Raw genomic sequence first — 18,671 nt, forward strand, 5'->3', positions numbered from 1 at the left:
CATGCTGCCAACAGTACGTAAGATAAAAAAAAGCGATCGCGCACACGATTTTCCTAGGATAAATACCGAGCAAGGTTTTACCTTGGTTGAGATATTAATTGCCCTTTTTATTGTTGGAATACTTTCTGCTATTGCTCTAACTTCTTACCTCAGTATCGTACAGAGAGCAAAATCATGTCGTAATTACTTATGTATTGGACTTGATCCTATACAAAAAGGATGCGCTACTGAGATAAAAACAATAGCATCGACTGTATTCCAGGGGACTACCATTGAAGTGAGATACTCAGCCAAATGTGATGCTAGTTGGGCTAGAAAAACAGGACCGTTTATTTCCGGTTCAAGTGATTACGTTGAAAATCGTGAAGGACAAAGATATGGTCAGGCTCTAGTTCGAGATGGATATATACAGCACTATAGCGATATGGGTCCTGGCAAAGAACTCAGAGCTTGTATTGAGCTACCAAGTGGCGAAACTGGATGTACAGACTTCCCTAATTAACTAACGGTACTATGCACTAAAAGTATTGCAAAACTTAATTATATGAATGATATAATTACCCTACTTTACGGCTTTACGAAATTTGTACATTTTAATTCATTTTGCGGGGTTTGAACACAAGCCCTGATTTCACTTGTAAACAAATTAAAAAAGATTCCACTTTTTCCTGCTCCCATATCGTTATAATATTCTCGATATGGATGTACCTTGGGAACTGAACTTTTACCATATTTTATACCTTGATTATCCTCAATGTAAACAATTGAACCAGGGATATTAGCAATATACTTTTCTCCCGCTATTTCAACCCAAGTAGAATTGCATCGCTCTGAATATTTTAATTGAATCTTAAAATTTTCGATGCTGCCTTTTGAAGTCAGAAAATCTGCTGGTGTAGATGTTATTGTCTGATAGTTTTTAGGCTCATCCCTAATCCTGCATTTATTGTCTGCTGGATCGCGGTTAATACAGGAACGACCGTAGCATAGTGTTGTAGTGGAAGAGTTGTCTAGCACAGTTGTTCTCAATGTATTGATTGTCCAAGCCCATATTAACGATGTAAGCACTAGAAGAAGCGGCTTATATAACCATTGAATAATACGGTTGCGATCGCTAACAGTTCCATGCCGCAAAGAGTGCCAAGTTAGAGGTAATTCTGCCGGATTTTGACAAATTATAGGTAACCAAGACGCAAAGGAAAATAGATTTTCTCGACCTTGTAATCTTTCCCGTGCTTCCCTTACTGCTAAATATAAAGACTTGCCTTTGGCAAAGCTTGTCAGAAAATGCTTCAAAAATTCCTGCGCTACCACATCTGGCACAGGTTCGCGCATCACAATGATTTGTGGAATGTGCAAATCAGCTAGTTCTCGCGCTAAACCCAAGCCATCGCAAGAGTTGAAAATTGCTAGCTGCAAACCATGTGAGATCGCTCTTCTCAGGGCATTCTTTAAATCGGCAATTGATAAACTATCAGTTGAATTGATATAAATTTTACCTGTATTTCCGTCCATTTCGCTAGAACTATGTCCAGCAAAAAAGAGAATTTGCCATTGTTTATCCCAAAGCTGATCGTTTAACTCTTGACATTGAGGTTCTACAAGGAAGGTTGGCGGTTCTGCATTCGGTAATTGCTCAAGTATTGCTCGATCTTTCTGCACATCAATGTCCGTACTATCGCCTAAAATGGCTAAAATTCTAACTTTATTGTTACGGGATGCGGTGCTGCCTTGCGGTTTATACTCTGGCGCACTCAAGGCAATTTCCGCCTTCGTGTAGTGGTTAGAAAATAAATCCCACGAGTGCCAAGGCAATCGCCGCAGTCGAATGTCCTCAGTTTGGATAATGACCCGAATCTCCTCAGTTTCAACCAAGTTCCGCTGCAATCCATCCCGAATTTTTTGCCAGTCTCTAATTCCCGAATTGAGCCAGTTATTGAGGCGCTTTTCCAGCTCCAAGCCAAGCTGAGGGCAGGAAAAGTTGGTTACTTGGGCTAGCTTGGGTTTGATGCGAGAATTCGGCATCACCAACTGGCGATATACTAACTGCCACTTGTTGAATGCTTCCAGAACATCAGGCCCAGGAGGCAGCTTACCTTGGATTTCAGTTTCAGCAGGAGCGCTATCCTCCTTAATCCGCAGTATGACTGGAAACCCCTGCTCAAAGCTCCCCTCCATCAGCGTGAGGATAACTCGCTTTGCCATTACTGTCTCCTGATATTTGTTGATGCACTCAAATTAGAAAATCTTCGGTGATATTAACATCTCCTAAAGCCACTTTGACACTAAACCGTTCTCCGGCTTGACCACTAAACTCAAGCTGTATCCAGTTATCCGCACTTCTAGCTTCAGTCTCCAGGCAAGTAGCTCCAGATTCATCCAGCACAACCAGTTGCAGATTTGGTGGTAGATAAATCTGCCCATCAGCTGGATAAACCCGCAGGCAAACATCAAATTCTTTATCCGCTTCTGCTGGCGTGAGAGTGACTATCAGAGCCACAGGATTACCAGCCACCTGTATTCCCAAATCAATCAGTTTGCCCCGATTAACACCTTTTTCTGGTGGGGTGTTAGCGTTATTTTCTCTCACGCTTCTAGCACTAAAAGCTGGATTGCCTGCTTGTGTGCTAAACAGCTCTTCCACAGTCTGCCAACCCGCTTCAAAGATATTTTGAAACCAATCGCTCAGCTTGACTGGCACCTGCCTAGTTGTATTGGGTTGGGATTCGGGAACTACACCCACATCTAGGACTTGAACACCAAGCAACTTACTCAGCTCTCCAGATTCAAAAAGAGCTTGAATTTGCTCAAATTCCTCCTGAGAGCCTTCAAATACAAACAATTTCCTGCTGTTTACATCTTGATTTTTGCTCATAAATTACTCTTTTTATATTATTGAAGGTTTATATAGCAATCCTATTTAAGTCGTAAACGGGTATTTGCCTTAGTGTAGAGACGTGATATATCGCATCTCTACAGGAATTCACGAATCATTTAGAATTGCTATATTACTCTTTTGATTATCAGAGTACGCATACCATGTTGCCGCAAGATTTCAATAACTTCTTCAGGAAGTTTATTACCTTCGCACAGAAGAAAAAACTCTTGTTTTGTATTTAAACTGGCTTTACTCACTGCCTGATTTTTTTTGTATCCATTTTTATTGAGAAATTCAATTATATTAAACCAAGAAGGTCGGCGTTCATCACTTTCTAAATTCATCATTATTTTAATATAAGCATTAACTCTATCTGACATTTCACTTTTCATGTTTCGTTCTATTCTTTTTATATCCGCGCAAGAAGATAACTCTTCTAAGGTGGGAAATCGATGTTTAGATAATCTATATGCTATTTGTAAATTACTATAACAGCAACATAAGGATAAACATAAATAAATGGTTTCTGAATGAGAAAGCAATTTGCCTTTGATGGAAGTTAGTCGTTCTAAAAGACGACTTATATCTATTCCTGTTTTTTCCTCAGCCTCTATACACTCTAAGCAGAGTTGTGTCATCTTAGCAATAATCCTTCTGTTTGAAGAGCAGATTTTAAAAGTGTAATCCAATAGTTTGGGAAAGGTAGTATTTAACAACCCAACAAAAAGTTGGGTTGTTGGGTTGCTTGTTGGGCTAGATACCCAGTTATTCTCCTGAATATCTGAAATATCAATTCTACAGGAAATTGACATTCAGATACAAAGCCTCAGCACCTTACTCCTATAGACCAGCACAAAGCACCCTTTAAATCTCAGTCCATCCATCTGCATGGCTTGGATTTAGGTTGCTGTAGGTTTGATGCTTGAGTAATTGCTCACTTATAAAAGGAAACCTGCCATGCACAAAAACCAAAAATTTGGAAAAAAAACTATTTTTTTCATGTTTTCATGTTCATTAATCTTCTGGGAATTGTTCATTTTCTTTATTTTGGGATCAAAAGCTCAAGCGGGTGGTTACGACGAACCAATCCCACCAAGTATTCCATCTTTGCTAGCAGCACCTAATAGCCAGTTACCTGTTCTCTCCCTTTTAAATTGGGATAAATGGGAATCGCCCTACTGGTTGAATAAGAGCATTTGTCGAGAAAGTAATGGCAACGTTGTTTGTTTACCTCCTCAGATAGCTCACCAATTTGGCTGGAAGATTTCCCAATAGTCCCACATTTTTCGGCCAAACAAAAGCTTCATTCATTTTCCTGCTTTAACCTCAAACATAAACTACCAGGAGTCATCAAATTATGGCAATTAAATCTTGGCAAATTGCACTAGGAGCAATTATTACCTCAGCTTTAGTTATCAGTGCAGCAGTAGCACAAGCTGCTGAAACCTTTTCTATAGATAACAAAGCATTGAATACCAATAACAACTTCAACAAGATTGACGGTCAACCTAGAATGTCAATCTGGGAGCGTAATAATAACGATCCCGATCAACAATTTGACAAATTATCCGGAAATCGTGGTGGTAGCCTGTTAAAACAGCGTTCAACTGGCAAGTGCTTGAATGGACGTTACTTGCGGAATGGGGCAGAGATAAATGTTTGGCCATGTGATGCTAATGACATCGACCAAAATTGGAATTTAGATGATGTTGGTAATGGTCGGTTTTTGATTAGAAGAACTAAGACAACTTTTTGTGTTGATACTCCCACACGGAATAATGGAGGCAAGGTTTATTTATGGGATTGTAATAGTAGCAATTCTAACCAACGGTGGTTGAGCAGTGCTTATGTTGCTCCTAGTGGCAATAATATCATTGTCAAGCCAGGAACAACTAGCTTGAATTTTTATCGAGGGAAACAATGGATTACCTCTACTAACTACAAGTTTGTATTTCAATCTGATGGAAACTTAGTGCTATATAGTCCACAGGGAAAACCACTTTGGGCAACTGGAACAGATAGAACAAGTGCTGATTTACTGGCAGTACAAACTGATGGAAATGTTGTGCTTTACGATCGCGGGAAACCTGTTTGGGCAACTGATACAGCAGGTAATCCTGGTGCTTTTCTATCCATTCAAGCAGATGGAAATATTGTTGTATATACCTCGAATAATACACCGTTGTTTGCTACTGGCACAGATGGAGGAAGGGTTAAAACATTTACCGCATCATCAGATTGGCTGAACAAGTCCAAGCTTAGTTATCGCTCTAATATTGAATCCGTACTCCGAAACTTCTTTAGTAACACAGCTAATACTAATAAGGAAAACTGGAGTCAAAAAACTATTACTGATATGTGGGATCGCATTGGTGGTGAAAGCGCACAATTTCCTGGTGGAGCCTCCACTCCTGGCGATATGTGGCAAGTAGATATGCCTTCAGATGTGTATGGGGTTTACCAAGATTTATCCAATGTTATTTTTGGCTCCCTTAAAGTCGTTACTACAGGTTATGCCTACGATAAGGGGTACTATCCATCATATGGCGCACATTCTGCTTTGGATATTGGTGCAAGTAATGGAACAAGCCTAAAAGCAGTGGTTAATGGTATTGTTGTTGATAACAGACCTCAGTATCGCACGAATGGTTCTTTTAATGGCTACTGGATTGCCATTGATGAATTAGATGCAAATGGACAGAAAACAGGTCGACGTTGGTGGTATGGTCATCTAGCAACAAGAAATGTCAATGTAGGTACCAAAGTAACTGCTGGACAAACTGTTTTAGGTACAGTGGGTCAAGGTCATTTACATCTTGGTGTACTCAGTACATATACTGGTTATACGACTTCTATGTATGGGAATGAAGTCAGAAATGGTCAGGGTAAAGGCAGTTATAGTGCCGATGTTCAAGATGTTCTAAATCGTACCATGAGTCCTTTACAGGCTTACTGGAACTCAAGAAACGGCATCAAACAATAAACAGTCTAAGAGCGATCGCCCCTCATCTTCAAGGCGATCGCTCCTCAGGTTCCCCCTTAGTCAACTCTTCAGTTATTTTCAGGCATACCATGCTAAAAATCCTTTCTGTGACCGCTACTTTGTCTATTGCAGCTGACGGAGCACTTGATGCTGACAACGCTGCATATTAAGGATGATGTTATTGCGATTCCCCGTTTGAAAAATATTGGTCTCGATCCCGGTTTAGTCAGCGATGCCTTATTGGGAATTGTGGCGCAGCGTTTGGTGCGTAAGGTTTGTCAGCGATGTCTAGTTGATTTGCACCCAGAACCCCTGTAGAACACTCAAAGGCGATCGCGCTTCCTGTTTCAGGTGCGATCGCTACTCATTCGTTCTCAGCATTTAAAACTGAAGATAGCTGACCTCTCGCAGCTGTTATGATGCAATCTAAATCATGTCTGCGTACTCGGTCTTTTGAAGATGGTTCGGAAAATTCCTCTAGCCTGGTTACAGCTTACCCGTGAAAAAATGCGGCTGCTTGTGGCACTTGCCGGTATTGGTTTTGCTGACATTTTGATGTTTGTGCAGTTAGGGTTTCGGGATGCCCTTTTTAAAAGTTCCGTAAGCTTGCATGAAAATATGCAGGGGGACGTTTTTTTGATCAGTTCCCAGTCCACAGCTTTGATTGCTATGAAAAGTTTTCCACAGCGGCGACTGTATCAAACTCTCAGCTTTGACGGAGTAAAATCGGTCAGTCCAGTATATCTTGGCTTTGGCTTGTGGAAAAACCCAGAAAATCGCCGCACTCGCCAACTGATGGTAATTGGATTTAATCCCGCAGCGGAAATTTTAAATTTACCTCAAGTTAACAATAACCGAGATAAAATTCAACTTCCAGATGTTGTTTTATTTGATGAAGCGTCTCGTCCGGAATTTGGGTCGGTTGGTGAATGGTTTAAGCAGGGAAAAACTGTTGAAACAGAAGTAGAAAGCCGTCGCGTCAAAGTACAAGGCTTATTCACGCTAGGCGCATCTTTTGGAGCAGATGGTAATCTGATCACGAGCGATTTGAACTTTCTTCGGATTTTTCCTAGACGACAGAGAGGATTGATTGATATTGGAGTGGTTAATTTAGAAGCCGGTGCGGATGTAAGTCAAGTTATTCAAAATATGAAGGAGTATTTTAACTTAAAGAAAAATGATGAAAAATGCCAAGATTTAAAAAATATGAATAAAGATTGTGCAGATATACAAATTTTGTCCCATGAAGAATTTATTGAATTTGAAAAGACATATTGGCAAACCAGTACATCAATTGGATTCATTTTTGGCTTGGGAACCTTAATGGGATTTGTTGTTGGTACGGTTATTGTCTATCAAATCCTCTACACTGATGTTGCCGATCATCTGGCTGAATATGCTACGTTAAAAGCGATAGGATATACGGATCTTTACTTGCTGATTGTTGTTTTTCAGGAAGCTTTAATTTTATCATTTTTAGGTTATATTCCTGGCTTTTCGTTGGCGTCGGGACTGTATATTTTTATAAAAGGCGGTACAAATTTACCGATTGCAATGACTGTTGTTAGAGCAACCGTAGTGTTGCTTTTAACTATTTTCATGTGCTTGATTTCGGGCGCGATCGCAGTCCGTAAGCTACGAGCTGCCGATCCCGCTGATATTTTTTAAGATAGTTAGTTGCTAATTGTAATGAAGTAGGAACATTATGCCGCAAGAACCGATTGTTGCAATCCAAAATCTCAGTCATTACTTTGGCAAAGGTTCGCTCAGGAAACAGATTTTATTTGATATAAATCTGGAAATGCAACCGGGAGAAATCACGATCATGACCGGACCATCGGGGTCGGGAAAAACCACATTGTTGACTTTGATGGGCAGTTTAAGGTCTCCTCAGGAAGGCAGTTTGAAAGTATTAGGACAGGAACTGATTGGAGCTTCTAAAAGCCAGATGGTGCAAGTGCGGCGGCACATTGGCTATATTTTTCAAGCTCACAATTTGCTGAAGTGTCTAACAGCGCGACAGAACGTGCAAATGTCGGTGGAACTGCATAGGGATATTCCGTCACAGGAAGCTGCAAACAGGTCAGCAGCGATGCTGGAAGCAGTGGGGTTAGGCGATCGCGTAAATTACTACCCGGAGAATCTTTCTGGGGGACAAAAACAACGGGTAGCGATCGCTCGTGCCTTAGTGAGTCATCCTAAATTAGTATTAGCTGACGAACCCACTGCTGCTTTAGATAGTAAATCCGGACGCGATGTCGTCGAGCTGATGCAGCGATTGGCAAAGGAACAAGGGTCTACGATTTTGATGGTGACTCACGACAATCGTATTTTAGATGTTGCTGACCGAATTATTCACATGGAAGATGGGCGTCTAGTCCGCGATGCGATTATTTCTGAAAAAACGCCTGCTTAAGTCAGATTTTTGAGTTAGAAATTCGATTAAATTGGCTTGATTTCCCTTAATACACTCATTAGTTTTTTGCTAATGGCTCATCGACAAAAGGCAATCTTTTAATTGGCAATCTACACTTCGAGAAAGCCTTTTGTTTTGAGCTTATCGTCACTAAGGAATGACTGGGCAGAATACACCCCGATCGCTGACGGGAAAGTACTTTTTTCTCAACATCCTAGCGCTTCGTGCGAATGGTGACATTGCCGCCTTCACTCAATTGTTCTAGCACCAACAAAGGTGTCGGCTTGGCTTTTTGATCCCATTGTAGTTTCGCAAGACGACCCTGAATTGTTGGTTGCCAAGTATCGTGGTCTTCTGCTGGACTGAGGAACGTTTCAATACAATCAATAATTTGGCTAATCGTAGCAGAAGTCGCTTGGGTAGGTAATTTCATTAACTTGATTTGAATGCGGAAAAGCACCCGCTTAGAGCGCTTCGTTCCCTCTCCCGTCTCATAAATGACATCAAAAATTTCATCAACTTGGCGTCCGGCTGTACTGGCAATGCCCACCGATGCTTGCGATGCTTGAGTAGGACGCAGGGCGATAGTGATTAAGTCTTTTACTCTGACTTTTATTTGATTAACAATGGCAAAGTGAAATACCTCTTCATCCATTCGCATTCTGAGGTAATCCAGGTTGAACTCGCGTGAGTTAACCAAGTCAGGATTGCTTTCCATTCTGTGAATAGAGTCAAGTGCCAACTTTAACTTTTTCTGGAGGTCTTTGACTTTGAAATCTTGGATCTTGGCTCTCTTCATCGTTTCGTCATATTTGATCTTGACAAATACTACCCCAGCAACGAGAAGTAACAGCAGTCCTCCGGAGGCGTACATCCAGATGGGCGCGGGTTGAGCGTTGACGGCTGCGGCTGCTGGTTGGGCGGTTTTAGTTTTTTTGACAGGGGCTTTAGGTTGAGTCTTCTTGGCAGGGGTTTGAGCCAATAGCAAGTCTACAAAAACGCTCGGAGTGGACATAGTCGCTAGCCTAAAAAAAATTGATGTCTATTTTCAGGATGCCCAAAAAAGGAAAAATTACAAAGTAAAAAGTATCAAGGATAAATAATCGAGTGTGAAATCATGTCAAACCGTTTTTCGGACGGCTTGACTTTTAGTTTAGACTCAAATCATACTTCATGAGACCTGACTTGAAAGTGGTGTTAGCGCAAGGTGCGATCGCGCGGACTGGGTGAAACCAGAGAGACTTTTATCGTTGGTTTGTGAACTTCGGTCAGGGGATCTTTTGCAAAAATCCCGATCTGCAAGACTCTCCAAAACTCTTGAAACCCTTGAAAAGTCGTAGGTTGGGTTTCGCTCCCCTTTGCCTAATTTTAGTTTCGCCAGCGTGCCCGGTAGCTTCGCGCATCAAGATGACACAGGTTTGGAAAGCTGGTGTAACGACCCAAACCACCGGGCCACCAGGGATCGAGAGACCAGTAAAGTTGATCGCCAGAAAGACCTTCACACAGAAAATCCATAGCATCTCCAACAATATGACGGCTGTATCTTGCCCCGCCAACTGCACGATTGATCGCTGGAGGGCGATACCAGCTAGTGATGATGAAGGGTCGCCCAATGCGATCGCGTGCCCTTTGTGCCAGTCTCGCAATCCGAATCATGGCATCCAGCGTCGCTTGGTTAGGAGGCATCCGGGTGCCGCCGTGGGTGGCTTCTGCCCAGGTAAAGTTGCCATCCGGAACGATGGGGGCAGACAGTTGAATATTCCTCAGCGTCCACCTGTCGGGACGCTGGGCGGCAGCGATTGGGACGGGCTTGGGTGCGGCGTCTTGAGAATCTTTCCGCGCCCGATCTAGGCGTTTGAGATCGTCAAATAAGGAGCGAATGGCTTGATCTCTGGTCGCCAAATTGCGCCAAAGTTGAACCAGGCGGATTAAAGCTTCCCGTTGGTGGTCTAATTCTTTATACTCAATCGGCAGACGCCGGACAAAATCCAGCAAGTCTCGATCCATTTGGGCGGCAAGATTTGCTAGCCTGGTGCGATCGCTAGTAATGCCACTCAGCAATAGGGGATCGATTCCCAAGGATGCCAGCGCCCCAGCGCGAGAGTCCAACTTTCGCCAGATCCGAACTAACTCAGTTAGAGCGTTGCGTTGGTTGCCTGAAGCTTGATAGTACTGCGGGATGCGCTGGATAAAGGCAATCAGAGCAGGATCGACAATTTTAATCCCCGTATCAGGGGAGGTGTTGTTTTTCAAAGAAGCGATCGCCACTTCCCGCGATGCTAGCTGACGCCACAGCTGAGCTAGCCGCAGCAGGGCTTCTCGCTGATAGGGATAACCGGAGTAATTGGCAGAAATTCGCTGGATAAATTGCTTGAGAGGAACATCTATCTGGGACTCCTCGAAGTTATCTCCAATGACAGTGCCAGGAGACACCAAAGATGCGATCGCTGCTGACTCCGTATCCAGCTGACGCCACATCCGCACCACTTCCAGGGCAGCATCCCGTTGGTGAGGCAAGCCAGTATAGTATTCCGGAACTCGCTCCACTAGCGTCAGTAGCGCTTTATCCAGGTAGGCAAGATTTTGGGGCAAGCCTTCCGCACTGAAATCGGTTTCGATGTCTTTCAGGTAAGCTTGCAGTAACGCCTTGGCATCGCCCGCTTCCAACCGCGCTGCCGTCAGTTCGCTCGCTGGGGCTGCATAACCATCAGCCACAGCTTGAATAAAGCGATCGCTGTAGCGCCCTTTTTCTGGCTCCCACAGATCCGGTCCTTTCCACCCCTGAGCCACCAGATTGTTGCTGAAACTGCGGATGGTATTGGCGGCATATTGCACTTGTTTGGGAAAAGAATCCACCTCCTCTAGGGGAATGCGGTTAGCTGGGGAGATGCCCAGTCCCTTTTCTTCGTCCGAAAGCAGCGGTGAAGATAGCACTTGATAAAGCGCTGCCAGAATCGGCTTGTGAATGCCAGTTCGTTCCGCTTCTAAGAGGTAGTAGTAATTGCGCTGGTCTGGTGTCAGTGTTGGCATAGCCAGTTTTGATAATCCACTTAACCACTCTATGACTTTGGCAGTCTTTCAGAAGCTTTTCAGGAATGATTCAAGAGAAAAATATCAATAAGTGCGATCGCTAACTAAATGGCACGTTGACGCCCCAAGCGTCCGCTTGTATGGAAAGAGAAGCCAGAAAATCCAGCTCCCTCCGCTTGTAGGGGAGGATTGGGGAGAGGTCAAAATGCACTGCACCCAATTGAAAATTGCGCTCGTTCTTCAGCGCTGGCGACGAAATTCTACGACATCTTTTTTAATGGTGATGTCATAGCCGTCATAGAAGTCATGTCCCAGCAGTCCAATGTCTAAGTCTGGTTGTCCGATCCCAACCAGCACATCTCTGACGAGATTCCCACCCAGTTGAATCGAATTAACAAATCCAAAGTATATTCCAACCACTCCATTAGCCGTCTTCACTCCCGCCATTCCTACAGGTTTCACCTTCAGGTCATAAGCCATCCGTCGCGTGATCAAGGTTTTGCTAGCCCCTGTATCCAGAAACATTTCATATTTCTTTTTGCCATCAAATGTCACTTCAACGACGGGAATCGTTTCACCTTCTCGACGTTTGATGGGAACCGTGAAAAAGGGTTTGTTAACGATTGGAGGTGCAGAGGGTTTGGGCTTGGGCGGAGGAGTCGCTTGTTTCTGAGCCGAGGCTAGAAAGCGCTGGTATTGAAGCAACTTCTTTTGAGCGATCGCGTGGTTGCGGCTAGAAGTTGGCACGGCTTTCATTAATGCAACTGCCTCTTGCCACCGACTAGCAACTAATTGCCAATCATCTCGGCTTTTGGCAGATTCACTAATTGCGATCGCGCCGAGGGCAGTATCAACCGCTTGGTTATAGGTGTCAGGGCCAGTCTTAATCGGTTGGTTAACTGGTGTTTTTTTACTCGCCGTTAATGCTTTTGACTTAGCTGTTGACGCAGGTTTAGCCGGTTGAGCAGCAGCAGAACTGGCAACAGTCGCTGGGGCTGAGGCTGCTGGTGGGCTAGGAGGGCTGGCAGCATCATTATTACAGCCAAGACTGCCAAACGCTACGGAGCTGCATAGAACAATCAGGGCGGTACGGCTTTGAGAGGGTTTCCACATGATTAATAGCCCGATCTGATAAGCGATTTATTCCGGAGAGGACGCGGCTTTGCTTTGAACACGGGTCTTATACACCCTAAAATAAGTTTTTTTCGTAGATTTTTCCGGATTCAAGCAGTTTCTTTTTGTTTAATTATTGTTTAACCTGTCAATTGCGATCGCTTCCCTGAAACTCCCCATGCCGCCGTTGTTGCTGACACGTTAAAGCCAGTCCCTAAATCAAGGGTTGAGTCTAAGTGTCTTTGCTATCTACCATATCTGATGCTACAAGCGCAACCGCAATTACCGTGAAATAGGTTTGGTAGGTATACAACAGCCATACTCTTGACTAATCAGTCCTTATAACGTCAATTGCACTGATGACGCCGCTGTAGAATAATGCCTTTTGGTCTACAGTCAAGTCAAATCGGAAACTTCGTGCAATCTCATCTGATCAAGTTAAATAATCCTCTCGAAGAAGAATTATATTTGGGTCACTCAGAACCCCCCTTCACCCTTCAAGACTTGAAAGCCGCAATTCCCCCAGATTGCTTTGTGCCCTCCACCAAGCGATCGCTGTGCTATTTTTTAGGAGATGTAGGTGTAATAGGCATCCTCTACGCTCTAGCCAGCTACCTGGATTCCTGGTGGTTTTGGCCTGTATTTTGGTTGGCGCAGGGAACGATGTTCTGGGCGTTGTTTGTAGTCGGACACGACTGTGGTCACGGTTCTTTTTCCAGAAAGAAATGGCTAAATAACCTGATTGGACATCTGGCGCATATTCCCATACTCGTGCCCTATCATGGGTGGCGTATCAGCCACCGAACTCACCACCAAAATACCGGCAACATTGAGACGGATGAAAGCTGGTATCCCATGACAGAAAGCCAGTATCTGCAGATGCCCTGGTATGAAAAATTTATCCGCTTTAATGCATTAGCCTTACTGCTGGCTTATCCTTTGTACTTGTTTAAAGGGACTCCTGGAAAGCCTGGTTCTCACTTTCTCCCCAGCAGCCCTCTGTTTCGACCCTCAGCAAAATGGGATGTCATCACTAGCACAACCCTCTGGACGTTGATGCTGGGTTGCTTGGGCTGGTTAACTTATCAGTGGGGCTGGATGTGGCTGGTCAAATACTATCTAGGCCCATACGAGGTTTTTGTCGTCTGGCTGACCTTAGTAACATTTCTGCACCACACCGACCCAGATATTCCTTGGTATCGTGGCAAAGACTGGTATTTTCTCAAGGGTGCCTTATCTACGATTGACCACGACTATGGGTTTATCAATGATATCCACCATAATATTGGCACCCATGTAGCTCATCATATATTCCTCAGCATTCCTCACTACCACCTGAAGACAGCTACTGAGGCGATTAAACCCATTTTGGGCAATTACTACCGAAAATCCGATCGGTCAGTTTTCCAAGCCTTCCTACGCTCTAACCCTTCCTGCCATTTTGTACCGAATACAGAGGGGAAGGTTTACTACAAACCTAAAAAAGAACTCCAAAAAGGCTAATACAGTCATTTCCTGAGTTCGCGGTAGGGGCGCAAAGCTTTGCGCCCCTACTTGAGTTTTAAGACAATTTTGATGGTTTGTTCCAGACGCAATCAACCCTTACCTCTACGGTAAATGAACCCTTCAGATCAGGACTTACGCAAAGCTTATACATATAGAGTTCTGTAGGGGCAATCCCCCTGTGGTTGCCCTTACTATGCGGTGATGTTGCATAAGTCCTGAGATCAAACCTGACAGAGTACTACCCCATTAACGACGAATATCCAGATAAGTAGGGGCAATCCCCCTGTGGTTGCCCTTACTATGCGGTGATGTTGCATAAGTCCTGAGATCAAACCTGACAGAGTACTACCCCATTAACGACGAATATCCAGATAAGAGTGGAGAGCAAATTAAAATTGTAAACTTATGTTAAATTAAGTTCTCGCTTTTCATCATGATTTCCCGTCGCACCTTTCTCAATACTCTATTCGCAAGTTGTTTCGCCCTCATCACCTGGTTGAGCATTTCACCATCAGCGGCTGCACTGGGCGGCAAGCTGCCTACTGTGAATCAATCGGCTCCAGAGTTTACCCTGCCAACGAATATCGGCGATGGCGAAGTCTCCCTCTCCGATTACCGAGGTAAATGGGTGGTTCTCTACTTTTATCCCCAAGACTTCACCTCTGGTTGCACTCTAGAAGCCCGCAGATTTCAGCAAGACTTGCCGAAATACCTGGATAAAAATACTCAAATCATTGGCGTCAGCGCTGATTCCATCAATTCTCACGCCAAGTTCTGCGATACGGAAAAGCTGAAGTTTCCGCTGCTGGCTGATACGGATGGCAAGGTGAGCAAAGCTTACGGTTCTTGGATTGGATTTGTCTCAATGCGCCACACCTTCATTGTCGATCCACAGGGAGTGCTACGCGAGACATTTACAGGGGTAAACCCCGCAATTCACAGTACCGAGGTTTTGGCGCGTCTCAATGAATTGCAGGCAGCATCCTAAGGCTGCTAATGGCTAAGCACAACAGTGAAAATCAACATTAGACCTATCTTGAAAATGTCAGTTGAGTAGTGGTTCAATCGCCGTCAGACTAAAAGCAGAATTTTGAACCCAAAATTACTATCCCCTGCGACTGGCCTCAAACCCTGTTCCAGCTTGGTCAGCGGGTCACTGGGTATTGGGATTACATCAAGTTTATCAGCACCGTCATCGGGTTTGGTTACTTGGCACCCAACCAGAGTTACCTAACGACATAGGTAGGCGATACGACATTCTTGTTGAGTCGGCTGCCTTGAACGGAGGACGGTCGGGACAAGCCACACTATCAGTCAGAACAATCAGTTTCCAGGTGAACTGATCCTGACTGAAGTAGGTACTTTCTGAGCCAGACTTTGCAAAGTTTTTTAACAAAGGCTGTTCGTTTTTGGCTAGTGGTATCTAACCTTGGATAGATATTTATTGATGAAAGTAATTTATAAATGCCAATTGAAACAGTATCCGGAACTTCCTTAAAGTATTACCTGCTATCCTTTGATGCCGCAGGTAAAGAACGCGAAGAATCTGGCGGGCGGATGAGCCAAAAAGTCTTGGAGGCACTTGCAAGCGAGCCAATCACAGATGTATTCATCATGAGCCACGGTTGGATGGGTGACGTTCCAGCAGCGCGAGATCAGTACACCAGATGGATTGGCGCAATGGCTAAACAATCAGCCGATCTCGAAAAAATCGCACAAGCGCGACCGGGATTTTATCCCTTAATGATCGGAGTACATTGGCCCAGTAAAGCTTGGGGCGATGAAAACTTAGAAAGTGGTTTGGTATCCTTTGACGTGAACGACGCAGATCCCATCGATAGCGCCGTCGATGAGTATGCTGAACGCATCGCTAACACTGAGACAGCACGGCAAGCGCTACAAACAATTCTCACCGCAGCGATGGAAGGCAGTCCATCTGATAGCTTACCGCCAGACGTACTGAATGCCTATCAAGTATTGAACCAAGAGGCAGACTTGAAAAGTGAAGGTGAAAGTGCAGCACCGGGTTCGGATTGGGACGGTTTTGATCCGGAAGCTATCTATCAAGCTAGCGAACAGGAACCAGTTAGCTTCAGTACCGATAGCAGCTCAACTTGGGATGCGGTTTTGAACCCCCTAAGAGTGCTATCTTTTTGGAAAATGAAAGACCGCGCTCGCAAAATCGGTGAAAGCGGTGGTTTTAACTTATTAAAACAACTTCAAGAGAACACTCCTGAAACTGTGCGATTCCACCTGATGGGTCACAGTTTTGGATGCATTCTGGTTTCTTCCACCCTAGCTGGTGCAAAAGGTGAAGGCAAATTAGTCCGCCCAGTTAATTCTGTGACTTTGGTACAAGGAGCGATGTCGCTCTGGTCTTACTGTGCAAAAATTCCCTACGAACGCGATCGCCCAGGTTACTTTAACTCAATCTTGGAGCAACATAAAGTCACCGGTCCAATTGTGACAACCTACTCTGACTTCGACTATGCAGTTGGCAAGATGTATCCCTTGGCTGCGGGCATTGTCTTGAGCAGTGTAGACTTTGCCCCCGGTCACTTGCCTAAATATGGCGGAATTGGCAGCTATGGCATCTGCGGATACGACCTCACAGCCGAATATCTCGATATGCTTGACTCTAATACCTCGTATGAGTTTAAACCAGGCAAAATCTATAACATAGACAGCAGGAAGTTTATTAATGACGTGACCGACAAGTCTATTGGTGCCCATAACGACTTTGCCAAGCCTGAAGTAGCTCATGTGGTGTGGTCGGCAGTTTCTGTCAGTTAACTGCAAGTGTTAGTTAAGACTGTTTGATCCGCCTACTCTCTCCAAGCTCTTTGCTATACAGCCAAAGGGGAAATGGATGCGCCTCTGCTTGCGAAACAAGAGCGGGGAAAGAGGTCAATCAAACAGTCTTGCAGTGTTAGTCGCTGAAAATTATCAGGAACCAAAGAGATGTCCGAAGACCTGCTATTCTTCAATGGAATTAATGGAGCAAGCGGCGATTATTTGCTGCCGCCATTGAGCGCTGAGCAAGTATCTAAGATTGCCCAAGGCGAAGAGTTCGATCCAGAAAGTTTAGAAGACATTGAGCTAAAAAAGCGACAAAAAGAAGAGACTGATTTTGCTCCTATAGAGGGAGTAGATCCCAAAAACCTCGCAGAAACGGGTTGGGGAGTAATTTTTACCTACGATGCCGATCCAGCAATCCGAGAAGCGCTCAGCGAGTTGTTAGATCATCGCCAAAAGCAAGCCACCCAAAAGCACGAGCATTATTACCAGGAATACATTGGTCCCAAAGGCTATCGTTACGATAAGGCAAAAAATCAATACGAGACAAAAAATAAGTTCTTGTCACGTCAGGGATTAGGGCCAGGTCCTGCCGATCCGGATAAAATGCCCTACTACCTTTTAATTGTGGGAGATCCAGTCACAATTCCCTATCGGTTTCAGTCCCAACTTAGCGTTCAATACGCCGTAGGGCGCATTTATTTTGATACGGCACAAGAGTACGCGCAGTACGCTCGCAGTGTAGTAGAAGCGGAAACTGGCAATCTATCCTTATCCCCTAGCGCTGCCTTTTTCGGCGTGTGCAACTCAGGAGATGCTGCCACTAATCTCAGCACGCAAGACCTGATTGAGCCGTTATCGGAATGGGTGGTTGAGGAACATTCTAACTGGGATGTGAAAACGATTCTTAAAGAAGAAGCAACCAAAGCTCGTCTGGGGCAACTGCTAGGAGGCAGCGAAACGCCCAGTTTGCTTTTCACTGCCAGTCACGGCATGGGCTTTCCCAATGGCGATCCGCGACAGTTGCCTCACCAAGGCGCATTACTTTGTCAAGACTGGCCGGGTCGGGAATGGGGACGAAGACCGATTCCAGAAGATTTTTACTTTTCTGGGGACGATATTGGCGAACAAGCGCGGCTGTTGGGAATGATTGCTTTTCACTTTGCTTGCTATGGTGCTGGCTGTCCCCAAAAGGATGAATTCGACGGTCACTCTAAATTTCTTTCTGAACGACCAGATATTGCGCCATACGCCTTTCTTGCCCGTTTGCCGCAGAAACTTCTGAGTCATCCCAAGGGAGGTGCCTTAGCTGTAATTGGTCATATCGATCGAGCTTGGGGCTGTTCTTTCTCTTGGTCAGATATTCGCGGCTCAAGTGCAGAGCAACGGCAGATAGCAGTTTTTCAAAGTAGCGTGAAGCGTCTGCTGGAAGGTCATCCAGTCGGCTCGGCGGTGGAGTATTTTGACGAGCGCTATGCCGAAATTTCCTCTGACCTGAATATTGAGTTAGAAGATATTAAGTTTGGCGCGACTCCCAACAATAAGACTTTGGCTGGGATGTGGACGGCTAATAACGACGCCCGCAACTATGCGATTATCGGCGACCCAGCAGTCCGGTTGGTGGTCAGTAGTAGTAAAGATGCTGCCGAGCGCCCTACTATTGAAACTGTGCATTTGCCCTCTGCCGAGTCGAGACAAGCAGAAGGCAGCACGGACTCAGTGGCGGGTGAAGCTGACCTCAAGCAGGCTCAGACGCAGCTAATCGCTGCACTGGAGCAGTATGTCAAGACTGCTCCCAAGGCTCTGGCTGACGGCAGCGAAACCCTTCAAACAACAATGTCAATTGCCACCAATCTGTTGAATGTGTTGAAGGGATGAAGTTAATAGCGATCGCCGCACGTAAGAAAAAGTATAGAGACGTTCCATACAACGTGTCTATACAAGAAGGG

Annotated in this window: 16 protein-coding genes and 1 pseudogene; 10 read left to right on the plus strand and 7 right to left on the minus strand. The window is 44.7% G+C overall.

Translation table 11 applies throughout. The features are described 5' to 3' along the window. Position 1 precedes the first annotated feature (1 nt). On the plus strand, positions 2-502 hold the full coding sequence (locus ACFW2W_RS24920; protein ID WP_378184461.1) for a prepilin-type N-terminal cleavage/methylation domain-containing protein: 501 nt from the start codon (positions 2-4) through the stop codon (positions 500-502). Positions 503-567: 65 nt separating this feature from the next. Here ACFW2W_RS24920 and ACFW2W_RS24925 read toward each other — a convergent pair whose 3' ends face one another. From ACFW2W_RS24925 to ACFW2W_RS24935, 3 genes are all read right to left on the minus strand, one after another. Continuing rightward, on the minus strand, positions 568-2,205 hold the full coding sequence (locus tag ACFW2W_RS24925) for a CHAT domain-containing protein (RefSeq protein ID WP_378184462.1): 1,638 nt from the start codon (positions 2,203-2,205) through the stop codon (positions 568-570). Positions 2,206-2,233: 28 nt separating this feature from the next. Next, the gene (locus ACFW2W_RS24930) at positions 2,234-2,875 is read right to left on the minus strand and encodes a DUF1822 family protein (RefSeq protein WP_378184463.1); all 642 of its coding nucleotides are present in this window, start codon (positions 2,873-2,875) and stop codon (positions 2,234-2,236) included. A gap of 128 nt (positions 2,876-3,003) precedes the next feature. Continuing rightward, positions 3,004-3,690: a hypothetical protein gene (locus ACFW2W_RS24935; RefSeq protein WP_378184464.1), complete on the minus strand. Its 687-nt coding sequence runs from the start codon at positions 3,688-3,690 to the stop codon at positions 3,004-3,006. Between the two features lie 145 nt (positions 3,691-3,835). Between ACFW2W_RS24935 and ACFW2W_RS24940 the strand changes: the two genes are divergently transcribed. From ACFW2W_RS24940 to ACFW2W_RS24960, 5 genes and pseudogenes are all read left to right on the plus strand, one after another. Continuing rightward, positions 3,836-4,153 (plus strand): hypothetical protein, encoded by a 318-nt coding sequence (locus ACFW2W_RS24940; protein ID WP_378184465.1) that lies wholly within the window; start codon positions 3,836-3,838, stop codon positions 4,151-4,153. 82 nt (positions 4,154-4,235) lie between these two features. After that, a complete protein-coding gene (locus tag ACFW2W_RS24945) occupies positions 4,236-5,861 on the plus strand; it encodes a ricin-type beta-trefoil lectin domain protein (RefSeq protein ID WP_378184466.1) in 1,626 nt (541 codons plus the stop codon). 132 nt (positions 5,862-5,993) lie between these two features. After that, a pseudogene (locus tag ACFW2W_RS24950) lies at positions 5,994-6,167 on the plus strand (ATPase, T2SS/T4P/T4SS family); the annotation flags it as partial. Positions 6,168-6,320: 153 nt separating this feature from the next. Then, complete coding sequence (gene devC, locus ACFW2W_RS24955) at positions 6,321-7,529, plus strand: ABC transporter permease DevC (protein WP_378184467.1); 1,209 nt, start codon at positions 6,321-6,323, stop codon at positions 7,527-7,529. A 37-nt stretch (positions 7,530-7,566) separates the two neighbouring features. After that, entirely contained in the window at positions 7,567-8,277 is a 711-nt protein-coding gene (locus ACFW2W_RS24960) for a DevA family ABC transporter ATP-binding protein (protein ID WP_378184468.1), read from the plus strand. A 214-nt stretch (positions 8,278-8,491) separates the two neighbouring features. Here ACFW2W_RS24960 and ACFW2W_RS24965 read toward each other — a convergent pair whose 3' ends face one another. From ACFW2W_RS24965 to ACFW2W_RS24975, 3 genes are all read right to left on the minus strand, one after another. Then, positions 8,492-9,292 (minus strand): hypothetical protein, encoded by an 801-nt coding sequence (locus tag ACFW2W_RS24965; RefSeq protein WP_378184469.1) that lies wholly within the window; start codon positions 9,290-9,292, stop codon positions 8,492-8,494. Positions 9,293-9,645: 353 nt separating this feature from the next. Beyond that, positions 9,646-11,307, minus strand: a complete 1,662-nt coding sequence (locus tag ACFW2W_RS24970) for a D-Ala-D-Ala carboxypeptidase family metallohydrolase (protein WP_378184470.1) — start codon at positions 11,305-11,307, stop codon at positions 9,646-9,648. A gap of 240 nt (positions 11,308-11,547) precedes the next feature. After that, complete coding sequence (locus tag ACFW2W_RS24975) at positions 11,548-12,420, minus strand: TIGR02281 family clan AA aspartic protease (RefSeq protein ID WP_378184471.1); 873 nt, start codon at positions 12,418-12,420, stop codon at positions 11,548-11,550. A 378-nt stretch (positions 12,421-12,798) separates the two neighbouring features. Between ACFW2W_RS24975 and ACFW2W_RS24980 the strand changes: the two genes are divergently transcribed. Together ACFW2W_RS24980 and ACFW2W_RS24985 are read left to right on the plus strand one after the other, a co-directional pair. Further along, a complete protein-coding gene (locus ACFW2W_RS24980) occupies positions 12,799-13,923 on the plus strand; it encodes a DUF3474 domain-containing protein (RefSeq protein WP_378184472.1) in 1,125 nt (374 codons plus the stop codon). A gap of 436 nt (positions 13,924-14,359) precedes the next feature. Next, the gene (locus tag ACFW2W_RS24985; RefSeq protein WP_378184473.1) at positions 14,360-14,914 is read left to right on the plus strand and encodes a peroxiredoxin; all 555 of its coding nucleotides are present in this window, start codon (positions 14,360-14,362) and stop codon (positions 14,912-14,914) included. Between the two features lie 204 nt (positions 14,915-15,118). On the opposite strand, the gene ACFW2W_RS24990 is transcribed toward ACFW2W_RS24985, so the two are convergent. Beyond that, complete coding sequence (locus ACFW2W_RS24990; protein ID WP_378184474.1) at positions 15,119-15,322, minus strand: hypothetical protein; 204 nt, start codon at positions 15,320-15,322, stop codon at positions 15,119-15,121. A gap of 68 nt (positions 15,323-15,390) precedes the next feature. Between ACFW2W_RS24990 and ACFW2W_RS24995 the strand changes: the two genes are divergently transcribed. Next, complete coding sequence (locus ACFW2W_RS24995; protein WP_378184475.1) at positions 15,391-16,719, plus strand: hypothetical protein; 1,329 nt, start codon at positions 15,391-15,393, stop codon at positions 16,717-16,719. Positions 16,720-16,887: 168 nt separating this feature from the next. Then, complete coding sequence (locus ACFW2W_RS25000) at positions 16,888-18,600, plus strand: hypothetical protein (protein ID WP_378184476.1); 1,713 nt, start codon at positions 16,888-16,890, stop codon at positions 18,598-18,600. Positions 18,601-18,671: the final 71 nt, after the last annotated feature.

It is taken from the genome of Coleofasciculus sp. H7-2, from assembly GCF_042747725.1.
Lineage (GTDB): Bacteria > Cyanobacteriota > Cyanobacteriia > Cyanobacteriales > FACHB-T130 > FACHB-T130.